The organism is Lentisalinibacter sediminis (assembly GCF_040706615.1).
Lineage (GTDB): Bacteria > Pseudomonadota > Gammaproteobacteria > Steroidobacterales > Woeseiaceae > Lentisalinibacter > Lentisalinibacter sediminis.
The window spans coordinates 20,359-37,385 of sequence record NZ_JAPDRF010000006.1 but is presented as its reverse complement, the minus strand read 5'-3'; the positions used below and the strand labels follow the sequence as shown (position 1 = coordinate 37,385).

Below are 17,027 nucleotides of genomic sequence, written 5' to 3'. Positions count from 1 at the left end.
GATCAGCCCTTCATCTCGTCGGCAGCCTGGCGGATGGCCGCCCGGATGCGCTGGTAGGTGCCGCAGCGGCAGAGGTTGCCGCGCATGGCGCGGTCGATGTCCCGGTCGTCGGGGTCCGGGTTCTCGCTCAGCAGGGCGGTGGCCGACATGATCTGCCCGGACTGGCAGTAGCCGCACTGCACCACGTCGAGTTCGCGCCAGGCGCTGCGCACGGCGAGCCCTGCCGGGGAATCCAGGCCCTCCAGACCCTCGATCGTGACGACGGAGCTCTCGCCCACGCTCGATACCGGCAGCCGGCAGGAGCGCGTGGCCTCGCCATCCACGCTCACGGTGCAGGCGCCGCAGCGGGCGATGCCGCAGCCGTATTTGGTGCCGGTGAGTCCGAGGTCTTCCCGCAGCACCCACAGCAGGGGCTTGTCTTCGGGGACGTCGACGGTGCGGGACTCACCGTTCACGGTCAGGGTGAATGGCATGGGGCGCTCCGGTGGTGTGGCCGTTCAGGTATCGACGGAGTATAGCCCACGTAACTGGCCGTTCGGTCAGCGTCGAACGATTGACCACACGGCGGGGGATTGGGTTTACTGGGCCGGAGCTCGAGAGGAGAGAAGTCTTGCCCCTTACTATTGCATCGCTGCACCGGGTCGCGTTCGGTGCGGTCGCGACCGTCATGTTCCTGTCCGCGGCAGCTGCCGCCCCCATCATCCAGCCCGGCGCCCCCGGCGAGCCCGCGCGCGAACTCACGGCGGAAGAGGCCGTGGAGATCGCGGATACGAGTTACTCGCCCGCCGACGTGCGCTTCATGCAGGACATGATCCCGCATCATCACCAGGCGCTGGAGATGGCGGCGCTGGTGGAGGGCCGCACCAACAACCGGGAGCTGATCGACGTGGCCGGGCGCATCGAGGCCACCCAGAGCGACGAGATCGCGTTCATGCAGGAGTGGCTGCGCGAGCGCGGCGAGCGGGTGCCGGACCCGACCGCGCATCACGCCATGCACATGCACCACGAGATGGCGGGCATGGCGACGCCGGAGCAGATGGCGGAGCTGGCCGCGTCCGAGGGCGTGGCGTTCGACCGTCTCTTCCTCACGCTGATGATCACCCACCACGAGGGCGCTATTGCCATGGTCGAGGAGCTCCTCGAGGAGTCGGGCTCGGCCTACGATCCGGTGCTGTTCGAGTTCACCGCCGACGTGACCAACGACCAGGCCGCCGAGATCCAGCGCATGAACGCGCTGCTGACCGGGCTCTCCACGGATCCGCGCGCCGGGCTCGCGGCCGGGCTGGACGATGCCGGCGAGGCCATCCTGAACCTGGAGTTGATCGCCGCGCTGCCGCGGCCGCCCGGCTTCTTCGACCCGGCGAACCCGGGCGAGCGGGGCGTGGCGGCGCCGAAGGACGAGGACGAGGAAGCGGCCGAAGAAGACCCCATCGACGAAGACCCCATCGATGAAGACGAGGAGAAGCGCTACCCGATGCTCTCCTTCTCCAACACGGACATGGCCTTCGCCGGCGACGTGCTGGTGGCCGGCAGCTATCACGGCTTCAACGTGTACCGGCTCGGCGAGGGCGGCGTGCCTGCGCTGATGAGCTCGGTCGTGTGTCCCGGCGGTCAGGGCGACGTGTCCATCGTCGGCGATCTGCTCATCATGTCGGTGGAGGAGACCCGCGGGCGGCTGGACTGCGGCCTCGGCGGCGTGTCGGACGACGCGAGCCCGGAGCGCTTCCGCGGCATTCGCATCTTCGACATCTCCGACCTCGAGCGCCCGCTGCAGGTGGGCGCGGTGCAGACCTGCCGCGGCTCGCACACGCACTCGGTGGTGAGCGGGCCTGATGAGGATGGGAAGATCGTCGTCTACAACTCCGGCACCTCCACGGTGCGCGAGGAAGAGGAGTTGCCCGGCTGCATCGACGAGCTGCCCGGCGACGAGCGCACGGCGCTGTTCCGCATCGACGTGATCGAGATTCCCGTGGACGATCCCGCGCAGGCGCGCATCGTCGACAGCCCGGCGGTGTTCGCAGACCCGGAATCCGGCGCGGTGGCCGGGCTGTGGCGCGGCGGCCGCCACGACGACGAGGACTACGCGGAGGACGGTGAGCGCACCCAGGAGACGAAGCCCACCGACGAGTGCCACGACATCACCGTGTTCCCGGCGAAGAACATCGCCGCGGGCGCCTGCTCCGGTAACGGCATCCTGTTCGACATCACGGATCCGCGCGACCCGCAGCGCATCGACGCGGTGGCGGACAAGGGCTTCGCCTACTGGCATTCGGCCACGTTCAACAACGACGGCACCAAGGTGATCTTCACCGACGAGTGGGGCGGCGGGACCCGTGCCCGCTGCCGGGCCCAGGACCCGCTGACCTGGGGCGCGGACGCCCTGTACGACATCGTCGATGGCGAGCTCGTCTTCCGCGGCTACTTCAAGATGCCGGCACCCCAGGACGAGATGGAGAACTGCGTCGCTCACAACGGCTCCATCATCCCGGTGCCGGGCCGCGACCTCTTCGTGCAGGCCTGGTACCAGGGCGGCATCTCGGTGATCGACTTCACCGATACGGCCAACCCGCTGGAGATCGCCTACTTCGACCGCGGGCCCATCGATGCGGAAGAGCTCATCACCGGCGGCTACTGGTCCGCCTACTGGTACGACGGGCGCATCTACGGCACGGAGATCGTGCGCGGCCTGGACGTGTTCGCGCTGAAGCCCAGCGAATCCCTCAGCGCGGCGGAGATCGCCGCTGCGGCGCTGGCCGATCAGGGCGAGGCGTTCAACCCCCAGCAGCAGTTCCGCGTGACCTGGCCGGATCACCCGGTGGTGGCGCAGGCGTACCTGGATCAGCTGCTGCGGGAGGGATCGGTGTCGACGGAGATCGCCGGCGAGCTGGCCAAACTGCTGGATGTCGCGGCGGCGCGATTGGACGCAGGCGAGCGCGACGCGCCCCTGGCACGGCGGCTGGCCGTCCCGGGCCGGGACCTGGGCGACGGCCCGCGCGAGATGGCGCTGAAAGACACACTCCAGGGCATCGTAGACCGCCTGACAACACTGTAGGAGGGCCTTCAGGCCCGACCGCCCCCGTCCCCGACCCTCGTCGTCGCGCTATCATACGCAGACCCCGACGCCGACCAGCAACCGTATCGATGCGCTACCTGCAGATCGTCGAGTCCGTCCGCCGGCAGGTCCGCGCCGCCCCGGCCACGAGGCTGACTCTGGAATCCGCCGCCGTGGACGCCAACGTCTCCCCCGTGCGGCTCCACCAGATCTTCGCCGGCCAGCGCCTGGCGCCAGGGCAATGGTCCCGCGATGGAGGTCTACTACAATGATCCGCGCCGGCACGGGATGCGCTACTGGGACATGGACTGTGTGTTGCCCGTGACCGCCGCCGCTTAATATCTGTCAAGCAGCGGCCGCGTCCGCGGCGGAGAATACGGACATCGTGTTGCCTGGCGAGGGAGAGAGTACCGATGAACGAGAAGAATGATCCGGTGGCGTTCCTGCTGGGGCTGGCCGACGGGCGCTGGCAGGGTGAGGAGGAGATAGTGGTGGACCCATCGGCGGAGCCGATGGCGTTCACCGGCAAGCTGAACAACGAAAGGACTCTCGGCGATACGGCACTCGCGGGCAGCTACACGCAGAGCCGCGACGGCGAGACCACCATGCGCTGCCATACCGTGATTCGTCTCACGGCCGACGGCGAGGCCGTGATGACCTGGGTGCCGTCCGAGGGTGAACCGCAGATCTTCCGCGGCCGGTTCAACGGGCCGGTACTGGAAGTCAGCCGCAGCGACGACGACGGTGCCCGCCACACCATCACCGAGGACTTCGGCGACGGCAAGACCATGACGAACGTCATGACGGTGACGCCGCCCGGCGGCGAGCCGATGACGGTATTCACGGGCCGGTACACGAAGCTCGGCCCCGTGGCCGGCCGCGAAGCGTGGCGGGATCTGGCCATCCCCGACGCCGCCGGCGCCCGGCCGTTCTACGAGGCCGTGCTCGGCTGGACCTCGCAGCCCGTCGACATGGGCGGCTACGACGACTACAACATGCTGGACGCGGAAGGCGAGGTGGCCGGCGGCGTCTGCCACGCCCGCGGTGGCAACGCCGATCTGCCGCCGGTGTGGCTGCTGTACTTCACGGTGCCCTCGCTGGAGAAGGCCATCGCGGCGGCCGAGGCGAACGGCGGCAGGGTGGTCGCCGGCCCGAAGGGCTTCGGTGGTTTCAGCTACGCCGTGCTGGCGGATCCGGCGGGCGCGCAGTTCATCGCCTGCGAACAAAAGGTCTGATCGGGCGAAGGAGGGCCTTCAGGCCCGATCATGAATCGGGGCTAAAGCCCCTCCTACGTGTCTTGACGAGTCATGACACGTCAGGCTAGCATTCTTTTCATGGCAGCCATCAAAGTCAGTTCCAAGGTCGACGAGAAAGTCTGGGCGGAACTCCGCGCTATGGCAGATGAGTCGCACCAGAGTGTCTCCGGCCTGCTGACCGAGGCCATCAGCGAGTACCTGCAGCGCCGGCGGGTGCGTCCCGACGTACTGAAACACCTCGACGATTCCATCGACGAGAACCGCCGGCTCGGGGAGCTTCTTGCCCGCTAGCAGCCGGGTCCTGTTCCTCACGGCCGATGAGGTGCTGGCGGTCCACGAGTCCCTGATCCGCGAATTCGGCGGCCCGCCGGGCGTGCGCGATCAGGGCCTGCTCGAGAGTGCCCTGTTTCGCCCGCGCACCGGTTACTACGACGACCTGGCGGAGATGGCGACGGCGCTGTTCGAGTCGCTGCTGATGAACCATCCCTTCGTGGACGGCAACAAGCGCGTGGCCTTCTTCGCCACCGACGTCTTCCTGCGCCTGAACGGCTGGAAGCTCCGGGTGGAAGCGGACAGCGCCCACGGATTTCTCATCGGGCTGCTCGAACAGGGCGAATGTGATTTCGCGCGCCTGCTGCCGTGGATGCGCCAACACCTCGTTCGATGCTGAAACTTCTCTCCATCCTCCTCGGCTTCTACCTCCTCTTCGTCGGCCTGGTCTACGCCATGCAGGGACGTCTGCTCTACCTGCCCAATCTGCCGGGACGCGAACTCGATGCCACGCCGGCGGATATCGGGCTCGCGTACGAGGACGTGCAACTCACCGCTGACGACGGCGTGAAGCTGCACGGCTGGTTCGTCCCGGCGGCCGACAGCGCCCGCGGCACGCTCCTTTTCTTCCACGGCAACGCCGGCAACATCTCCCACCGGCTGGAGTCCATCAGCCAGTTCCACGGGCTCGGGCTGGACGTGCTGATCATCGACTACCGGGGTTACGGGCAGAGCGAGGGCAGCCCGTCGGAGCGGGGCACGTACCGGGACGCGGAGGCGGCCTGGCAGTACCTCACGGAGGAGCGCGGCGTGGCGCCGTCGCGCATGGTGGTGTTCGGGCGTTCGGTAGGCGGCGCGGTGGGTGCCTGGCTCGCGGCGAACCGGGAGGCGGGCGCGCTCATCGTGGAGTCGAGCTTCTCGTCGCTGCCGGCACTGGCCGGCGAGCTCTACTGGTTCCTGCCGGTGCGCTGGCTGAGCCGCTTCCGCTACCCGACAGCGGAATACGTAGCCGCAGCCGATTGTCCGGTGCTGGTGATCCACAGCCGGGAAGACGACATCGTGCCCTTCCACCACGGCCGCGCCATCTACGAGTCGGCCGGCGAGCCGCGCCGGTTCCTGGAACTGTCCGGCCCCCACAACGGCGCCCACGTGCTGAGCGAAGAGCGCTACCTGGACGGGTTGCGGGAGTTCCTGGCGACCGCGCTACCCCCCATGTAGGAGGGCCTTCAGGCCCGATTTTGTATTGAATCGGGGCTAAAGCCCCTCCTACCAGCCCCTCCTACCAGCCCCTCCTACCAGCCCCTCCTACGCGCGATCGAGCTCAGAAGAACACCAGACACCGCGACTCGATACTCTCCCGCGGCGGCGCGTCGGCGGGCGCGCCCGGATCGTCGAACGAGGAATGCAGCGTGAACCGGGTGCGCCCGTCGGTCGCTGAGTCGAAGGTCTTGAAGACCAGCGCCTCGTCCGGCTGCATGCGCGGGTAGTGGTACCAGCGCTGCTCCGGGTGATGCAGCGCCACCTGCAGTTCGCCGATGCGGTCCTCGCCGCGCCGCTCCACGGCGACGAGGTCTTCCTCCCGGACGGTGGTCGCATCGGCCATCACCAGCGGATGATTCAGCACGGGTCCGGCGGTCGAGCGCCAGACGTTGATGATGGCGAAGCGCCGCGCGAGCAGGCGTTCGGCTTCCTCCGGCGCGTCGGCGAAGTGGTCGCGCAGCCGCTTCACCCCGGAGCGCGCGGTGTAGTCGTTGTGCACGATGGCCGCCGGGTCGCGGATCTTGTGCTCGCGCTGGCGCTCGAGCGACGACGCACGCCGGGTGTCGTCGAAGATCTCGACCCGCTTCGCGCCGGTTAGCCGGGTCACCAGGGCCCTGACCTCTTCGTGATGCACCGCCTCGATCTGCTCGTCGTCATGGAAATCGGAAACGGCCGTCGGCCGGGTGACCAGGGTGAAGCCCTCGGCGTCGAGACGGGTGTCGGGCAGATGCGACCGGCCGTCGTGGACGGCGACCTCCCGGGTGGTGAAGTTGCCGAGGTGTTCGGTGCTGTCGCCGCCGCCCTTCGAGGGCACGTAGGCGAGCGGCCCGTCGAGATCGGCCAGGAACTTCAGCCGGGCGGTGATCGGGTCTGCGCCCAGGCTGCCGGCGGCTTTCATCATCGTGTCTCTCCCTGGTCCGGGTCTGTGGGTTCGCTCGGGTTGTGATGCAGTTCTTGGCGTGAGCGCAGCTTCTGCCGTACAAATCTCATGGTTCGAACCGCAATGGGAGGGCCGAGCCGTGAAAGACCACGAAGATACCAGCCCGCTCGACGAATACGACCTCGACGATACGCTCAACCGGCAGATGTCGACCTCCGGCGTGACCGGGATCGTACACGAACTGCGACAGCACGCGGGCGATTACGCGGTCGAGTCCGAACCGGAGGACGCTGACGAGTCCTGAGCGCTTTCTTGCGCGGCCGGGTGGGCGACGGCACATTCCACAATCGACGTCGAGACCCGAAAAGGCTTATCGTAGGCGCAGCTGCGGGAGTCTTACATGAACAACGTCAACAACGCCGTCTGCCTCGTGCTTGTGACCGCCCTGCTGGTCTGCGTCCCTGCCGCGGCGCAGCCCGATGACGGCGGCCTTCTGAAAGACGCGAGCTTCGAACGCAAGCTGCCGGCGGACGAGGGCGGCTGGGACCTGTTCGAGATCAGCATGTTCTCGAAGAACCACGCACGCAGCGGCAGTCAGTCGCTGTTCAACGGCGGCTTCAGCCGGACCGTGCCGTATAACCCGTTCTTCCTCGGCAACGCTTCCGGTGCCTTCCAGGAGTTCCCGGCCGATCCCGGCTCCCAGTGGCGCCTGACCGGATACGGCCTGACAGCCAGGCCGCTGATCGGGACGCCGGCTTTCGGCATCCTCCAGCTGTCTTTCTTCGACGCCGGGGGCGAAGACCTGGGAACGGTCGAGACGGCCGACGCCGACACGAAGGCGAAGGCGTCGAACCAGATCAACAACCAGTCAGCCGTGGGCGAGTGGATCTTCCTGGATACCGGTGTCGTGACCGCGCCTGCGGGCACGGCCACGGTGCAGGCCTTCACGCTCTACGTCGATTATTCCGGCTCGGACAGGACGCAGGGCGTCTACTTCGACGACCTGACCCTGTATGCGGTGGATGGTGACGAAGAGGCGAAGGCCTCCGGGAGCGCCACGCCGTAGGTTCAGGGGGTGCGCAGTCCCCCCGCCCGCTCGATGAACGCGCGCACCTCGGCCACGTTGGTGCCGTCCTTCATGTTGGTGAACAGGAACGGCCGCTCGCCGCGCATGCGGCGGGCGTCGCGGTCCATGACGTCGAGGTCGGCGCCCACCAGCGGGGCGAGATCGATCTTGTTGATGACCAGGAGGTCCGAGCGGGTGATGCCCGGGCCGCCCTTGCGCGGGATCTTGTCGCCGGCGGAGACGTCGATCACGTAGATGGTGATATCCGCGAGTTCCGGCGAGAAGGTCGCGGCCAGGTTGTCGCCGCCGGATTCGATGATGACGAGGTCGAGATCCGTGAAGCGCCGGCTCATGTCGGCGACGGCCGCCAGGTTCATGGAGGCGTCCTCGCGGATGGCGGTGTGCGGGCAGCCGCCGGTCTCCACGCCCATGATGCGCTCGGCCGGCAGCACCTCGGCCCGGGTCAGGAATTCGGCGTCTTCGCGGGTGTAGATGTCGTTGGTGACGACGGCCACGGAATAGTCGCCGGCCATGCTGCGGCAGAGCGCCTCGGTGAGCGCCGTCTTGCCCGAGCCCACCGGCCCGCCGATGCCTACGCGCAGTGGTCCGCTATTGCTCATGATCCTATCGCTCATGACCGGAATAACCTCGTGTACTGGACTTCGTGTTTCATGGAGGCGACGTCGACCATTGGCGTCGACGAGGAGACGTCGTCCACCGGCGTGGCCGCGGCCCGTTCGACTGCCGCGAGACAGACGGGCATCAGCTCGGCGGTGACGCGCTGGCCGTCGGTCTGGCCCAGCGGAATCAGGCGCACGGCGGCCGAGACCAGGTTCGCGGCGTAGGCATGGGCGTAGGCGGTGACGGTCTCCGTCCGGCCGATGCCGTGGCTCCGCGCGACCGCGCCCACGGCGATGGCGTGGACGATTTCGTCCCGGGGCAGTTGCGCCAGCGCGGTGGTGGCCGCGCAGGGCCAGGCGTCCGCCGTGACGCTGGCGAACGCGCGTCCCTGGGCCGTGCTCTCCAGGCGCAGTTCGGCGGTGCCCTGGAAGGCGAGTGCCAGGTCGTTGAGTTCGCGCAGTTCGCTTAGCGCGGCCGGCCGGCCGGCGTCGATGTCCCAGGCGGCGCCGACGAACACGAGGTCCGCGTAGCCGTTGCCCACCGACATGACGGTGCCGATCCAGTCGCGGGAGTCGTCCCGATCCCGCACCAGGCCGGCGTCGACGGCGTATTCGAGGCCGTGGGAGAACGCGTACGCGCCCACCGGGTAGGCGGGCGAGAGCCAGGACATCAGGCGGAAGAGGGCGTCAGTCATGATGCGAATGACCCGCATAGGCGCCGCCCTCGGGGTGGAACGGCGCCTCCGTCGTGCGGGTGTCGGCGCCCAGGCCCGCGAGCATGTCCAGGATGACGTGGTCGTAGCGGATGCGGATTGTCTCGCCCAGGATCTGCGTTGGCAGGTGCCGGTTGCCCAGGTGCCAGGCGATGCGCAGCAGCTGCTCGGGCGATGCCGCTCGGACGTCGATGACCCGTTCGGGTTTCGCGCGCACCCGCACCGACGTGCCGTCGCTGAGCGCGAGGCCGTCGCCGTCCGCCAATGCGACCGCCTTTGGCAGGTCCAGCAGGAACTCCCGCCCGGATTCGGTGCGCATGGCGATGCGGCGGCGGTGGCGGGCGTCGTAGTCGAGCTCCACCACGTCGGCGTCCGCCGGCGGATCGGCGATGACGCGTTGTGCCCGCGGCAGGGTCATTGCCGGCACCGGGGTCAGTACAGGAAGTAGCGCTGGGCCATCGGCAGTTCCGTGGCCGGTTCGCAGGTGAGCAGCTCGCCGTCGGCACGCACCTCGTAGGTCTCCGGGTCCACCTCGATGGCCGGGCAGTAGTCGTTCAGCCGCATGTCCTTCTTGCTTATCCCGCCGCGGGTGTTGCGCACCGCCAGCGTCTGCTTCGCCAGCCCCAGAGTCTCGCGGATGCCGGCGTCCTGGGCGGCCTGGGAGACGAAGGTCACCGCGCTCTCGTGCATGGCGCGGCCGTAGCTCGCGAACATGGGCCGGTAGTGCACCGGCTGGGGCGTGGGGATGGAGGCGTTCGGGTCGCCCATGGGCGCGGCGGCAATGCTGCCCATCTTGATGACCAGGTCGGGCTTCACGCCGAAGAAGGCGGGCGACCACAGCACCAGGTCGGCGAGCTTGCCTTCCTCCACGGAGCCCACGTAGTCGCCGATGCCATGGGCGATGGCCGGGTTGATGGTGAACTTGGCGATGTAGCGGCGCACGCGCAGGTTGTCGTTGTCGCCCCGCTCCCCGGGCAGGCGGCCGCGCTGCTTCTTCATCTTGTCGGCGGTCTGCCAGGTGCGGATCAGCACCTCGCCCACCCGGCCCATGGCCTGGCTGTCCGAGGCGATGATGGAGAACGCGCCCAGGTCATGCAGGATGTCCTCGGCGGCGATGGTCTCGCGGCGGATGCGGCTCTCGGCGAAGGCGATGTCCTCCGGGATGGACGGGTCGAGGTGATGGCACACCATGAGCATGTCCAGGTGCTCGTCGATGGTGTTCACCGTGTAGGGCCGCGTGGGGTTGGTGGAGGAGGGCAGCACGTTCGGCTGGCCGCACACCCGGATGATGTCCGGCGCATGACCGCCGCCGGCGCCCTCGGTGTGGAAGGCGTGGATGGTGCGGCCCTTGAACGCCGCTATCGTGTCCTCCACGAAGCCGCTCTCGTTCAGCGTGTCGGTGTGGATCATGACCTGCACGTCGTAGTCGTCGGCCACGGACAGGCAGCAGTCGATGGCCGCGGGCGTGGTGCCCCAGTCCTCGTGCAGCTTCAGCGCGCAGGCGCCGCCGAGCACCTGCTCCTCCAGCGCGGCGGGCAGCGAGGCGTTGCCCTTGCCGGCGAAGGCGAGGTTCATGGGGAAGGCGTCGGCGGCCTGCAGCATGCGGCCGATGTGCCAGGCGCCCGGCGTGCAGGTGGTGGCATTGGTGCCGGTGGCCGGGCCGGTGCCGCCGCCCAGCATCGTGGTGACGCCGGACGTGAGCGCCTCCTCGATCTGCTGCGGGCAGATGAAATGGATGTGGGCGTCGAAGGCGCCGGCGGTCAGGATCTTGCCCTCGCCCGCGATGGCCTCGGTGGTCGGGCCCACCACGATGTCGACGCCGGGCTGGGTGTCCGGGTTGCCGGCCTTGCCGATCTTCGCGATGCGCCCGTCGCGGAGCCCCACGTCGGCCTTGTAGATGCCGGTGACGTCGACGATCAGCGCGTTGGTAATCACGGTGTCGACGGCGCCGTCGGCGCGGCCGTGCTGGGACTGGCCCATGCCGTCGCGGATGACCTTGCCGCCGCCGAACTTCACCTCCTCGCCGTAGACGGTGCGGTCGGATTCCACCTCCACGATCAGGTCGGTGTCGGCCAGGTGCACCCGGTCGCCGGTGGTGGGGCCGTACATGGCGGCGTAGGCTGCGCGCGGGATGCTCGCCATCAGAGGTCTCCCATGATCTTCTGGTTGAAGCCGTAGACCCTGCGGTCGCCTGCGATCGGCACCAGGGTGACGTCCCGGCTCTGGCCCGGCTCGAAGCGCACCGCCGTGCCGGCGGCGATGTCGAGGCGCCGGCCGCGGGCCGCCTCGCGGTCGAAGTCGAGCGCGCCGTTGGTCTCGAAAAAGTGATAGTGCGAGCCCACCTGGATGGGCCGGTCGCCGGTGTTGGCCACGGTGACGGTGACCGTCTCGGCGCCCGCGTTGATCTCGATCTCGCCGTCGGCGGGGAAGACTTCGCCGGGGATCATTGTGGCCTCCTTGCTCGGGGTTAGCGGATGGGTTCGTGGACCGTGACCAGCTTCGTGCCGTCCGGGAAGGTGGCCTCCACCTGCACGTCGTGGATCATCTCCGGGATGCCCTCCATGACCTGCTCGCGGGTCAGCACCTTCGCGCCTTCGGCCATCAGCATGGCCACGGACTTGCCCTCCCGGGCTCCCTCGACGACGAAGTCGGAGATGAGGGCGACGGCCTCCGGGTGATTCAGCTTCACGCCCCGTTCCAGGCGGTTGCGCGCGACCATCGCGGCCAGCGATATCAGCAGCTTGTCTTTTTCCCTGGGGGTGAGATGCATACCGGTCCCTGTGCTCAGCAGTGCCACACGCGTGGCAATGTTATACCAGAGGTCTCGCCGGCCAGCGTGACGAGGCGGGTGAGGACGGCGCGCATCGCGGCGCCGTCCGCGGCCACGACGCGGAGGACCGCGAGCCCGTCGAGGAGCGTTGCGCCGACATCGGCACGTTTTTTCACCGGTGATTCGGATGACGACTCGAACTGCGTTTCCCGGGCCGCCGGAACGATGCGGTCACAGTCCGGCGCGACCGCCACCAGCGTCGCGAGACAGTGCGCGCCATTGGCCACCGGCCCCTGGCCGAGACTCGCGTCGATGGGGCCGGTGAGCGTGTCATCCAGCAGGAAATGATCGGCGAAGGCCAGGCGGCCGCCGATCCGCACGCGCCAGCGGTCCGAGACCCGGCCGCGGCTCACGGTCTCGCCCATGGCGCGGCGGCCGAACACGGTGCTCTCGAGCGCCAGCAGGCGGGCATCCGGCGCCAACTCGATCTCGAGCGAACGGGCGAGCCGGGCGCCGTCGAAAACAATCGTCTCCTGGGGCAGCCAGCAGGCGACCGCCTGCGCCTCGACGCGGAGCCGGGTCGTCACCCGGGCCGAGCCTTCGCCCGCCGCGCGATAGACGCGCTCCGCCGCCTGGCTGGTCACCGTCGCCCGCGCGCCGTCGCGCCAGTGGATGTCGGTGTTCAGGACGTCGCCGTCGGCGAGACCGCCCGCGGTGTTCAGCAGCACGGCTTCGGGGCTGCCGTCGTGCTTGCTGGGGAAGCGGACTTTCGAGCATCCCTGCTGGTAGAGCTCGTCGAGACAGGTGCCGGAGGCACGGCATCTGAACGAGACCCGCGCGGCGCCGGAGGAGCGCTGCAGCGTGGAAGCGGCGTCGGCGGTCACCGCGTCCCGGCGCCCGCGGAGATGCGGGCAGCCGGGTCCGCAGTCTCGTCCGACCCCTTGTCCGCGGCTCCTTCCGCCGCCCCTTCCGCGGCAATGATCTCCAGGAATGCCTCGCCGTAGCGCTCCAGCTTCGCCTCGCCCACGCCGTTGATGCTGAGCAGTTCGGCTTCCGATTTCGGCCGGTGTTCGGCCATCTGCTGCAGCGTGGCGTCATGGAAGATGACGTAGGGCGGCAGGTCGAGCTGATCCGCCAGTGCCTTGCGGCGCTTCCTGAGCGCCTCGAACAGCGACTGGTCCGCCGGTGCCAGGTCGGCGGCGGCATCCCGGCGCGGCTTCTTCTCCGTCTTGAGCTTACGGTCCTCGCGCAGCCGGAGCTCGATCTCGCCGCGCAGCAGCGGCCGGCTCCGGTCGGTGAGCACCAGCGCGCCGTAGCGGCTCTGGTCGGATTTCAGGTAGCCCTGCACGATGAGCTGGCGCACCACCGAGCGCCAGGCAGGGCCGGCCAGCTCCGTGCCGATGCCGTAGACGGAGAGCCGGTCGTGGCGATGCTGGGTGGTTTTGTCGGTGGTCTTGCCGAGCAGCACGTCCACCACGTGGGCGGCGCCGAAGCGCTGGCCGGTGCGGTAGACGGCGGAGAGCAGCTTCTGCGCCGCCTCGGTGCCGTCCCAGGTGGCCGGCGGGTTCAGGCAGTTGTCGCAGTTGCCGCAGTCTTCCGTCAGCTCGTCGCCGAAGTAGGCCAGCAGCGGCCGGCGCCGGCACTCGGTGACCTCGCACCAGCCGAGCAGCGCGTCCAGCTTCTGCCGGTCGTGGCGCTTGCGCTCCTCGTCCGCCTCCGAGTCGTCCACCATCTGACGCAGGCGCACGACGTCCTGCAGGCCGTAGATCATCCAGGCGTCGGCCGGCTCGCCGTCGCGCCCGGCACGGCCGGTCTCCTGGTAGTAGGACTCGATGCTCTTCGGCAGATCGAGGTGCGCGACGAAGCGCACGTCCGGCCGGTCGATGCCCATGCCGAAGGCGATGGTCGCTACGACGATCACGGACTCCTCGGTAAGGAAGCGGTGCTGGTGGTCCGCGCGCATCTCGGCGGACAGGCCGGCATGGTAGGGCAGGGCGTTGTGGCCCTCGCGCTGCAGCGCCTCCGCAATGCTCTCCGTCTTCTTCCGCGACAGGCAGTAGACGATGCCTGCCTCGCCGGCGTGGCCCTGCAGGAACTGGGTGAGCTGGCGGCGGGTGTCCGACTTCGGCTGCACCAGGTAGCGGATGTTCGGGCGGTCGAACGGGCTGACGAAGATGGCGGGCTCGTTCAGTGCGAGGCGCTCGACGATCTCCTCGCGCACGATCGGCGTGGCCGTGGCGGTGAGCGCCAGCCGCGGCACGCCCGGGAAGAGTTCGCCGAGGGTATCCAGCGCCAGGTAGTCGGAGCGGAAGTCATGGCCCCACTGGGAGACGCAATGGGCCTCGTCGATGGCGATGACCGACAGCGGCACTTCGGCGAGCAGCGCCCGGGTGTGGGACTGCACCAGACGCTCGGGCGCGACGTAGAGCAGCTGGATCTCGCCGGCTTTCAGGCGGGCGATGACGTCGCTCTGCTCCTCCCGGCTCAGGCTCGAGTTCAGGAACGCCGCCTCGATGCCGAGCTCGTGCAGCGCCCGCACCTGGTCCTGCATGAGCGCGATCAGCGGCGAGACGACGAGGCCGACGCCGCCGCGCACCAGCGCCGGGATCTGATAGCAGAGCGACTTGCCGCCGCCGGTGGGCATGAGCACCAGTGCATCGCGGCCGGCCAGCGCCGCCTCGATGACCGCGGCCTGATCGCCGCGGAATTGCTGGTAGCCGAAGACGTCGCGGAGTGTCTGCAGGGCGAGGTTGGACATGGGCGAGAATGATCGCACAGCGCCAGCAGAATTGTAGAAGGGGTTTAGCCCCGATACATCAGAGAATCGGGCCTGAAGGCCCTCCTACGGTCCGGTTATTCGGCGAGCGGCAGACCGCTCGGCACTCGCATCGGAGCGTCGCGGCGCAGATCCAGGGAGCCGGCGTCGGTCAGAGCGTGCAGGAAGGCGGCGAGCTCGGCCACATCCTGACCGTCCAGTGATATCGGCTGTAGTTCGTTGGCGCCGGCGATGGCACGCCGCGCCGCCGGATCCTCCAGCGCGAGACAGTCGGTCGCCGAGAGGTCCGGCCGCTCCGGCAGCGTCGGCTCCGACCGGCAGTCGTAAGCATCGAGGGATGTCAGCGGATCGAGATGGTGGCGTATTACGGCCTCCAGCGTGTCGTAGGCGCCGGCGTGACCATAGGGTGCCGTCAGCGCCACGTTGCGCAGTGGCGGAGTGCGAAAGCGAAACTTGTCCTCCATCCGTCCCGTCACCCGGTAGCGGCCCCAGTCCTCGTAACCGCCCGGGCCGTCGCCCTTGCCTGGACCGATCTGCGGCATGGCGATGGCATGGAATCCCATGTCGCTGAAGAGTTCCCCACTGTGGCACCCCGAGCAGCCGGCCTTGCCGAAGAACAGTTTCATGCCGCGCCTCTGCGCTTTGTTCAGCGCCTGGCTGTTGCCGGCGAGGTAACGGTCGTAGGCGGTATCGTCGGCACGCCAGGCGTCGATCTCGAACGCCGCGATAGCGTTCGCCGCATGGGCGAACGTGATTTCGGCGGGGGCGATACCGTAGACATTGCCGAACTGCCGGGCGTAACCGGGGACGTCCGCCAGGCGTCCTGCGAGCCGTCGCCAGATGCCGCGCAGGTCTCCGGTCGCGGCGAGATCGGCGATCGCATTCTCCCCGGGCTGGCCTGCCATCTCGTCGGCGCTGGTCACCGGGAACATGGCCTGGGCGGCAAGGATGTTATCGAGTGTCGGCGGCAGATCGAAGCCCGCCGGCGTGAAAAAGCCGCTCGGGAAGTCGGCATTCACCTCGATGCGCCCGTCGTGGAATATCCTCGTCACGGCCGTGCTGCCGAGCGCGAAGACCGGCGGGGCGTTCCGCGGCACGCGCTCGTGCACAGCATCCGCGCCGAGGCCTGCATTGCGGGTTACGCCGAGACCTGTGCCGCCTTCGCCGATCGGCAGCGACAGCCCGTCACCGGTGTCGGCCAGAGGGTGGTGGCAGGTCGCGCAGGAGATGTTGCGGTTGCCGCTAAGGATCTTGTCGAAGAACAGCTGGCGGCCGAGTTCGACTTTTGCCGGGTCGGGGTGACGCTGATCGACGAACTCGAGTGCGCCGGCCCAGTGGGGGACCAGCAGGAGCAGCGGGATGACGACTGAACTGATGGCTTTTCGATGAGACATTGCCTGGCCTCCTTGTCGCGGCCTCCGGGGAGCCAGCGCTCGGCAGGACGTCCTTGTCCTTCCGCAGGGGTGGCTGACGTGGCGCTCAGATTGCCTCCCTCAGGGCAGGTGCAGCGACTGCTGAATCGTCGAGCATTCGCCGGAAATGGCCGGGACGTCGCCGGGACCGAGCGCGAAGCCCGACATGGGATCGCCCAGGAAGGGCAGGATGCAGCCACCGAGGTAGGAACTGGTCTGCTCCTTCAGCAGCTGACCGGTTGCGGCCGGACCATGGCTGTGGATGGCGAGTATGACCTCGGCGCCCAGTGGGTTCGTAAGCGGCGTCGGCAGCGGCGTCAGCGCACCGGTCCCGGCGAGTTCCGCCCAGCCGGAGGTGCTCAGCTCACCCACAGACAGATGACCGGCGATGGTGGTCTTGTTGGCATTCACGATATGGCCGCCCACGTAGTGGAAATCAAAGCCGGTGGATGGATTGATGTTGTCGGGGTTCGCCGCGCACGGCGCACCGGCCGGCCGGCAGGCGCGCGGATTGTTGAAGAACATGATCCAGAGGGTGACCGCATGGCCGGCGGGCAGCCCCGTGGTCTGGAATCGGGCGTTCAGACCGTTCCGTGTACGCAAGAGTGAACTCGTTCCCACGGCCGTCGCGGCCGGCGGGAACTCCCACATCCAGAACACGGGCGAAGACGACCGCCCGGCATCGGCGCTGGCGACCTGGCCGAAACCGAGCGTCAGGACCGCTGCAAGGGTGAGTATGGACAGTGAATTCCGAGTCATGACGAATCCTCCATTCGCGTTGCTACGAACTATGGAAAGCTAGTCGTCGCGCGGCCGGTAATCACGAAAGATCCACTAAATTTCACGAAAATAGGTCGAGTTCCGGACAAAATGTCAGATTATGGATCGCGCACGGTGGAGCCGGTGCGCCTGGCGGTCAGACCGCTCCCGCCGCGGCGGACGGAGCGGTTAG

General features: G+C 68.4%; 19 protein-coding genes. 7 read left to right on the top strand and 12 right to left on the bottom strand.

Annotated elements, in window-relative coordinates:
• Positions 1-2: 2 nt before the first annotated feature.
• On the bottom strand, positions 3-473 hold the full coding sequence (locus ACJMKX_RS14220; protein WP_405226760.1) for a (2Fe-2S)-binding protein: 471 nt from the start codon (positions 471-473) through the stop codon (positions 3-5).
• Positions 474-667: 194 nt separating this feature from the next.
• Here ACJMKX_RS14220 and ACJMKX_RS14215 point away from each other — a divergent pair, with 194 nt between their 5' ends.
• From ACJMKX_RS14215 to ACJMKX_RS14195, 5 genes are all read left to right on the top strand, one after another.
• Positions 668-3,052, top strand: coding sequence for a DUF305 domain-containing protein (locus ACJMKX_RS14215; protein WP_405227225.1), 2,385 nt, complete (start codon positions 668-670; stop codon positions 3,050-3,052).
• Between the two features lie 413 nt (positions 3,053-3,465).
• Entirely contained in the window at positions 3,466-4,287 is an 822-nt protein-coding gene (locus ACJMKX_RS14210; RefSeq protein ID WP_405226757.1) for a VOC family protein, read from the top strand.
• A gap of 99 nt (positions 4,288-4,386) precedes the next feature.
• Positions 4,387-4,599 (top strand): hypothetical protein, encoded by a 213-nt coding sequence (locus ACJMKX_RS14205; RefSeq protein WP_405226754.1) that lies wholly within the window; start codon positions 4,387-4,389, stop codon positions 4,597-4,599.
• Positions 4,589-4,978: a type II toxin-antitoxin system death-on-curing family toxin gene (locus tag ACJMKX_RS14200; RefSeq protein WP_405226751.1), complete on the top strand. Its 390-nt coding sequence runs from the start codon at positions 4,589-4,591 to the stop codon at positions 4,976-4,978. Before ACJMKX_RS14205 ends, ACJMKX_RS14200 begins: the two co-directional genes overlap by 11 nt.
• Positions 4,972-5,796 carry an alpha/beta hydrolase gene (locus ACJMKX_RS14195; protein ID WP_405226748.1) on the top strand — a complete coding sequence of 275 codons (825 nt, stop codon included), beginning with the start codon at positions 4,972-4,974 and terminating at the stop codon, positions 5,794-5,796. The genes ACJMKX_RS14200 and ACJMKX_RS14195 overlap by 7 nt, the downstream gene beginning before the upstream one ends.
• A 103-nt stretch (positions 5,797-5,899) precedes the next feature.
• Here ACJMKX_RS14195 and ACJMKX_RS14190 read toward each other — a convergent pair whose 3' ends face one another.
• The gene (locus ACJMKX_RS14190; protein WP_405226745.1) at positions 5,900-6,739 is read right to left on the bottom strand and encodes a CmcJ/NvfI family oxidoreductase; all 840 of its coding nucleotides are present in this window, start codon (positions 6,737-6,739) and stop codon (positions 5,900-5,902) included.
• Between the two features lie 118 nt (positions 6,740-6,857).
• On the opposite strand from ACJMKX_RS14190, the gene ACJMKX_RS14185 reads away from it, so the two are divergent.
• Positions 6,858-7,022, top strand: a complete 165-nt coding sequence (locus ACJMKX_RS14185) for a hypothetical protein (RefSeq protein ID WP_405226742.1) — start codon at positions 6,858-6,860, stop codon at positions 7,020-7,022.
• Positions 7,023-7,118: 96 nt separating this feature from the next.
• Positions 7,119-7,784 (top strand): hypothetical protein, encoded by a 666-nt coding sequence (locus ACJMKX_RS14180; RefSeq protein WP_405226739.1) that lies wholly within the window; start codon positions 7,119-7,121, stop codon positions 7,782-7,784.
• A 2-nt stretch (positions 7,785-7,786) separates the two neighbouring features.
• On the opposite strand, the gene ureG is transcribed toward ACJMKX_RS14180, so the two are convergent.
• The 10 genes from ureG to ACJMKX_RS14130 all read right to left on the bottom strand — a co-directional run bounded on the left by ureG (position 7,787) and on the right by ACJMKX_RS14130 (position 16,834).
• On the bottom strand, positions 7,787-8,404 hold the full coding sequence (gene ureG / locus ACJMKX_RS14175; protein WP_405226737.1) for an urease accessory protein UreG: 618 nt from the start codon (positions 8,402-8,404) through the stop codon (positions 7,787-7,789).
• An 11-nt stretch (positions 8,405-8,415) separates the two neighbouring features.
• Positions 8,416-9,099: an urease accessory protein UreF gene (locus ACJMKX_RS14170; protein ID WP_405226734.1), complete on the bottom strand. Its 684-nt coding sequence runs from the start codon at positions 9,097-9,099 to the stop codon at positions 8,416-8,418.
• Positions 9,092-9,535 carry an urease accessory protein UreE gene (locus ACJMKX_RS14165; protein ID WP_405226731.1) on the bottom strand — a complete coding sequence of 148 codons (444 nt, stop codon included), beginning with the start codon at positions 9,533-9,535 and terminating at the stop codon, positions 9,092-9,094. Before ACJMKX_RS14165 ends, ACJMKX_RS14170 begins: the two co-directional genes overlap by 8 nt.
• 14 nt (positions 9,536-9,549) lie before the next feature.
• Entirely contained in the window at positions 9,550-11,262 is a 1,713-nt protein-coding gene (ureC, locus tag ACJMKX_RS14160) for an urease subunit alpha (RefSeq protein ID WP_405227222.1), read from the bottom strand.
• On the bottom strand, positions 11,259-11,564 hold the full coding sequence (locus ACJMKX_RS14155) for an urease subunit beta (protein WP_405226728.1): 306 nt from the start codon (positions 11,562-11,564) through the stop codon (positions 11,259-11,261). The genes ureC and ACJMKX_RS14155 overlap by 4 nt, the downstream gene beginning before the upstream one ends.
• A gap of 20 nt (positions 11,565-11,584) precedes the next feature.
• Complete coding sequence (locus ACJMKX_RS14150; protein ID WP_405226725.1) at positions 11,585-11,887, bottom strand: urease subunit gamma; 303 nt, start codon at positions 11,885-11,887, stop codon at positions 11,585-11,587.
• A gap of 14 nt (positions 11,888-11,901) precedes the next feature.
• The gene (locus ACJMKX_RS14145; RefSeq protein WP_405226722.1) at positions 11,902-12,771 is read right to left on the bottom strand and encodes an urease accessory protein UreD; all 870 of its coding nucleotides are present in this window, start codon (positions 12,769-12,771) and stop codon (positions 11,902-11,904) included.
• A complete protein-coding gene (gene recQ, locus ACJMKX_RS14140) occupies positions 12,768-14,645 on the bottom strand; it encodes a DNA helicase RecQ (RefSeq protein ID WP_405226719.1) in 1,878 nt (625 codons plus the stop codon). The genes ACJMKX_RS14145 and recQ overlap by 4 nt, the downstream gene beginning before the upstream one ends.
• A 95-nt stretch (positions 14,646-14,740) precedes the next feature.
• The gene (locus tag ACJMKX_RS14135; protein ID WP_405226716.1) at positions 14,741-16,057 is read right to left on the bottom strand and encodes a cytochrome-c peroxidase; all 1,317 of its coding nucleotides are present in this window, start codon (positions 16,055-16,057) and stop codon (positions 14,741-14,743) included.
• Between the two features lie 99 nt (positions 16,058-16,156).
• Positions 16,157-16,834 (bottom strand): hypothetical protein, encoded by a 678-nt coding sequence (locus ACJMKX_RS14130; RefSeq protein WP_405226713.1) that lies wholly within the window; start codon positions 16,832-16,834, stop codon positions 16,157-16,159.
• Positions 16,835-17,027: the final 193 nt, after the last annotated feature.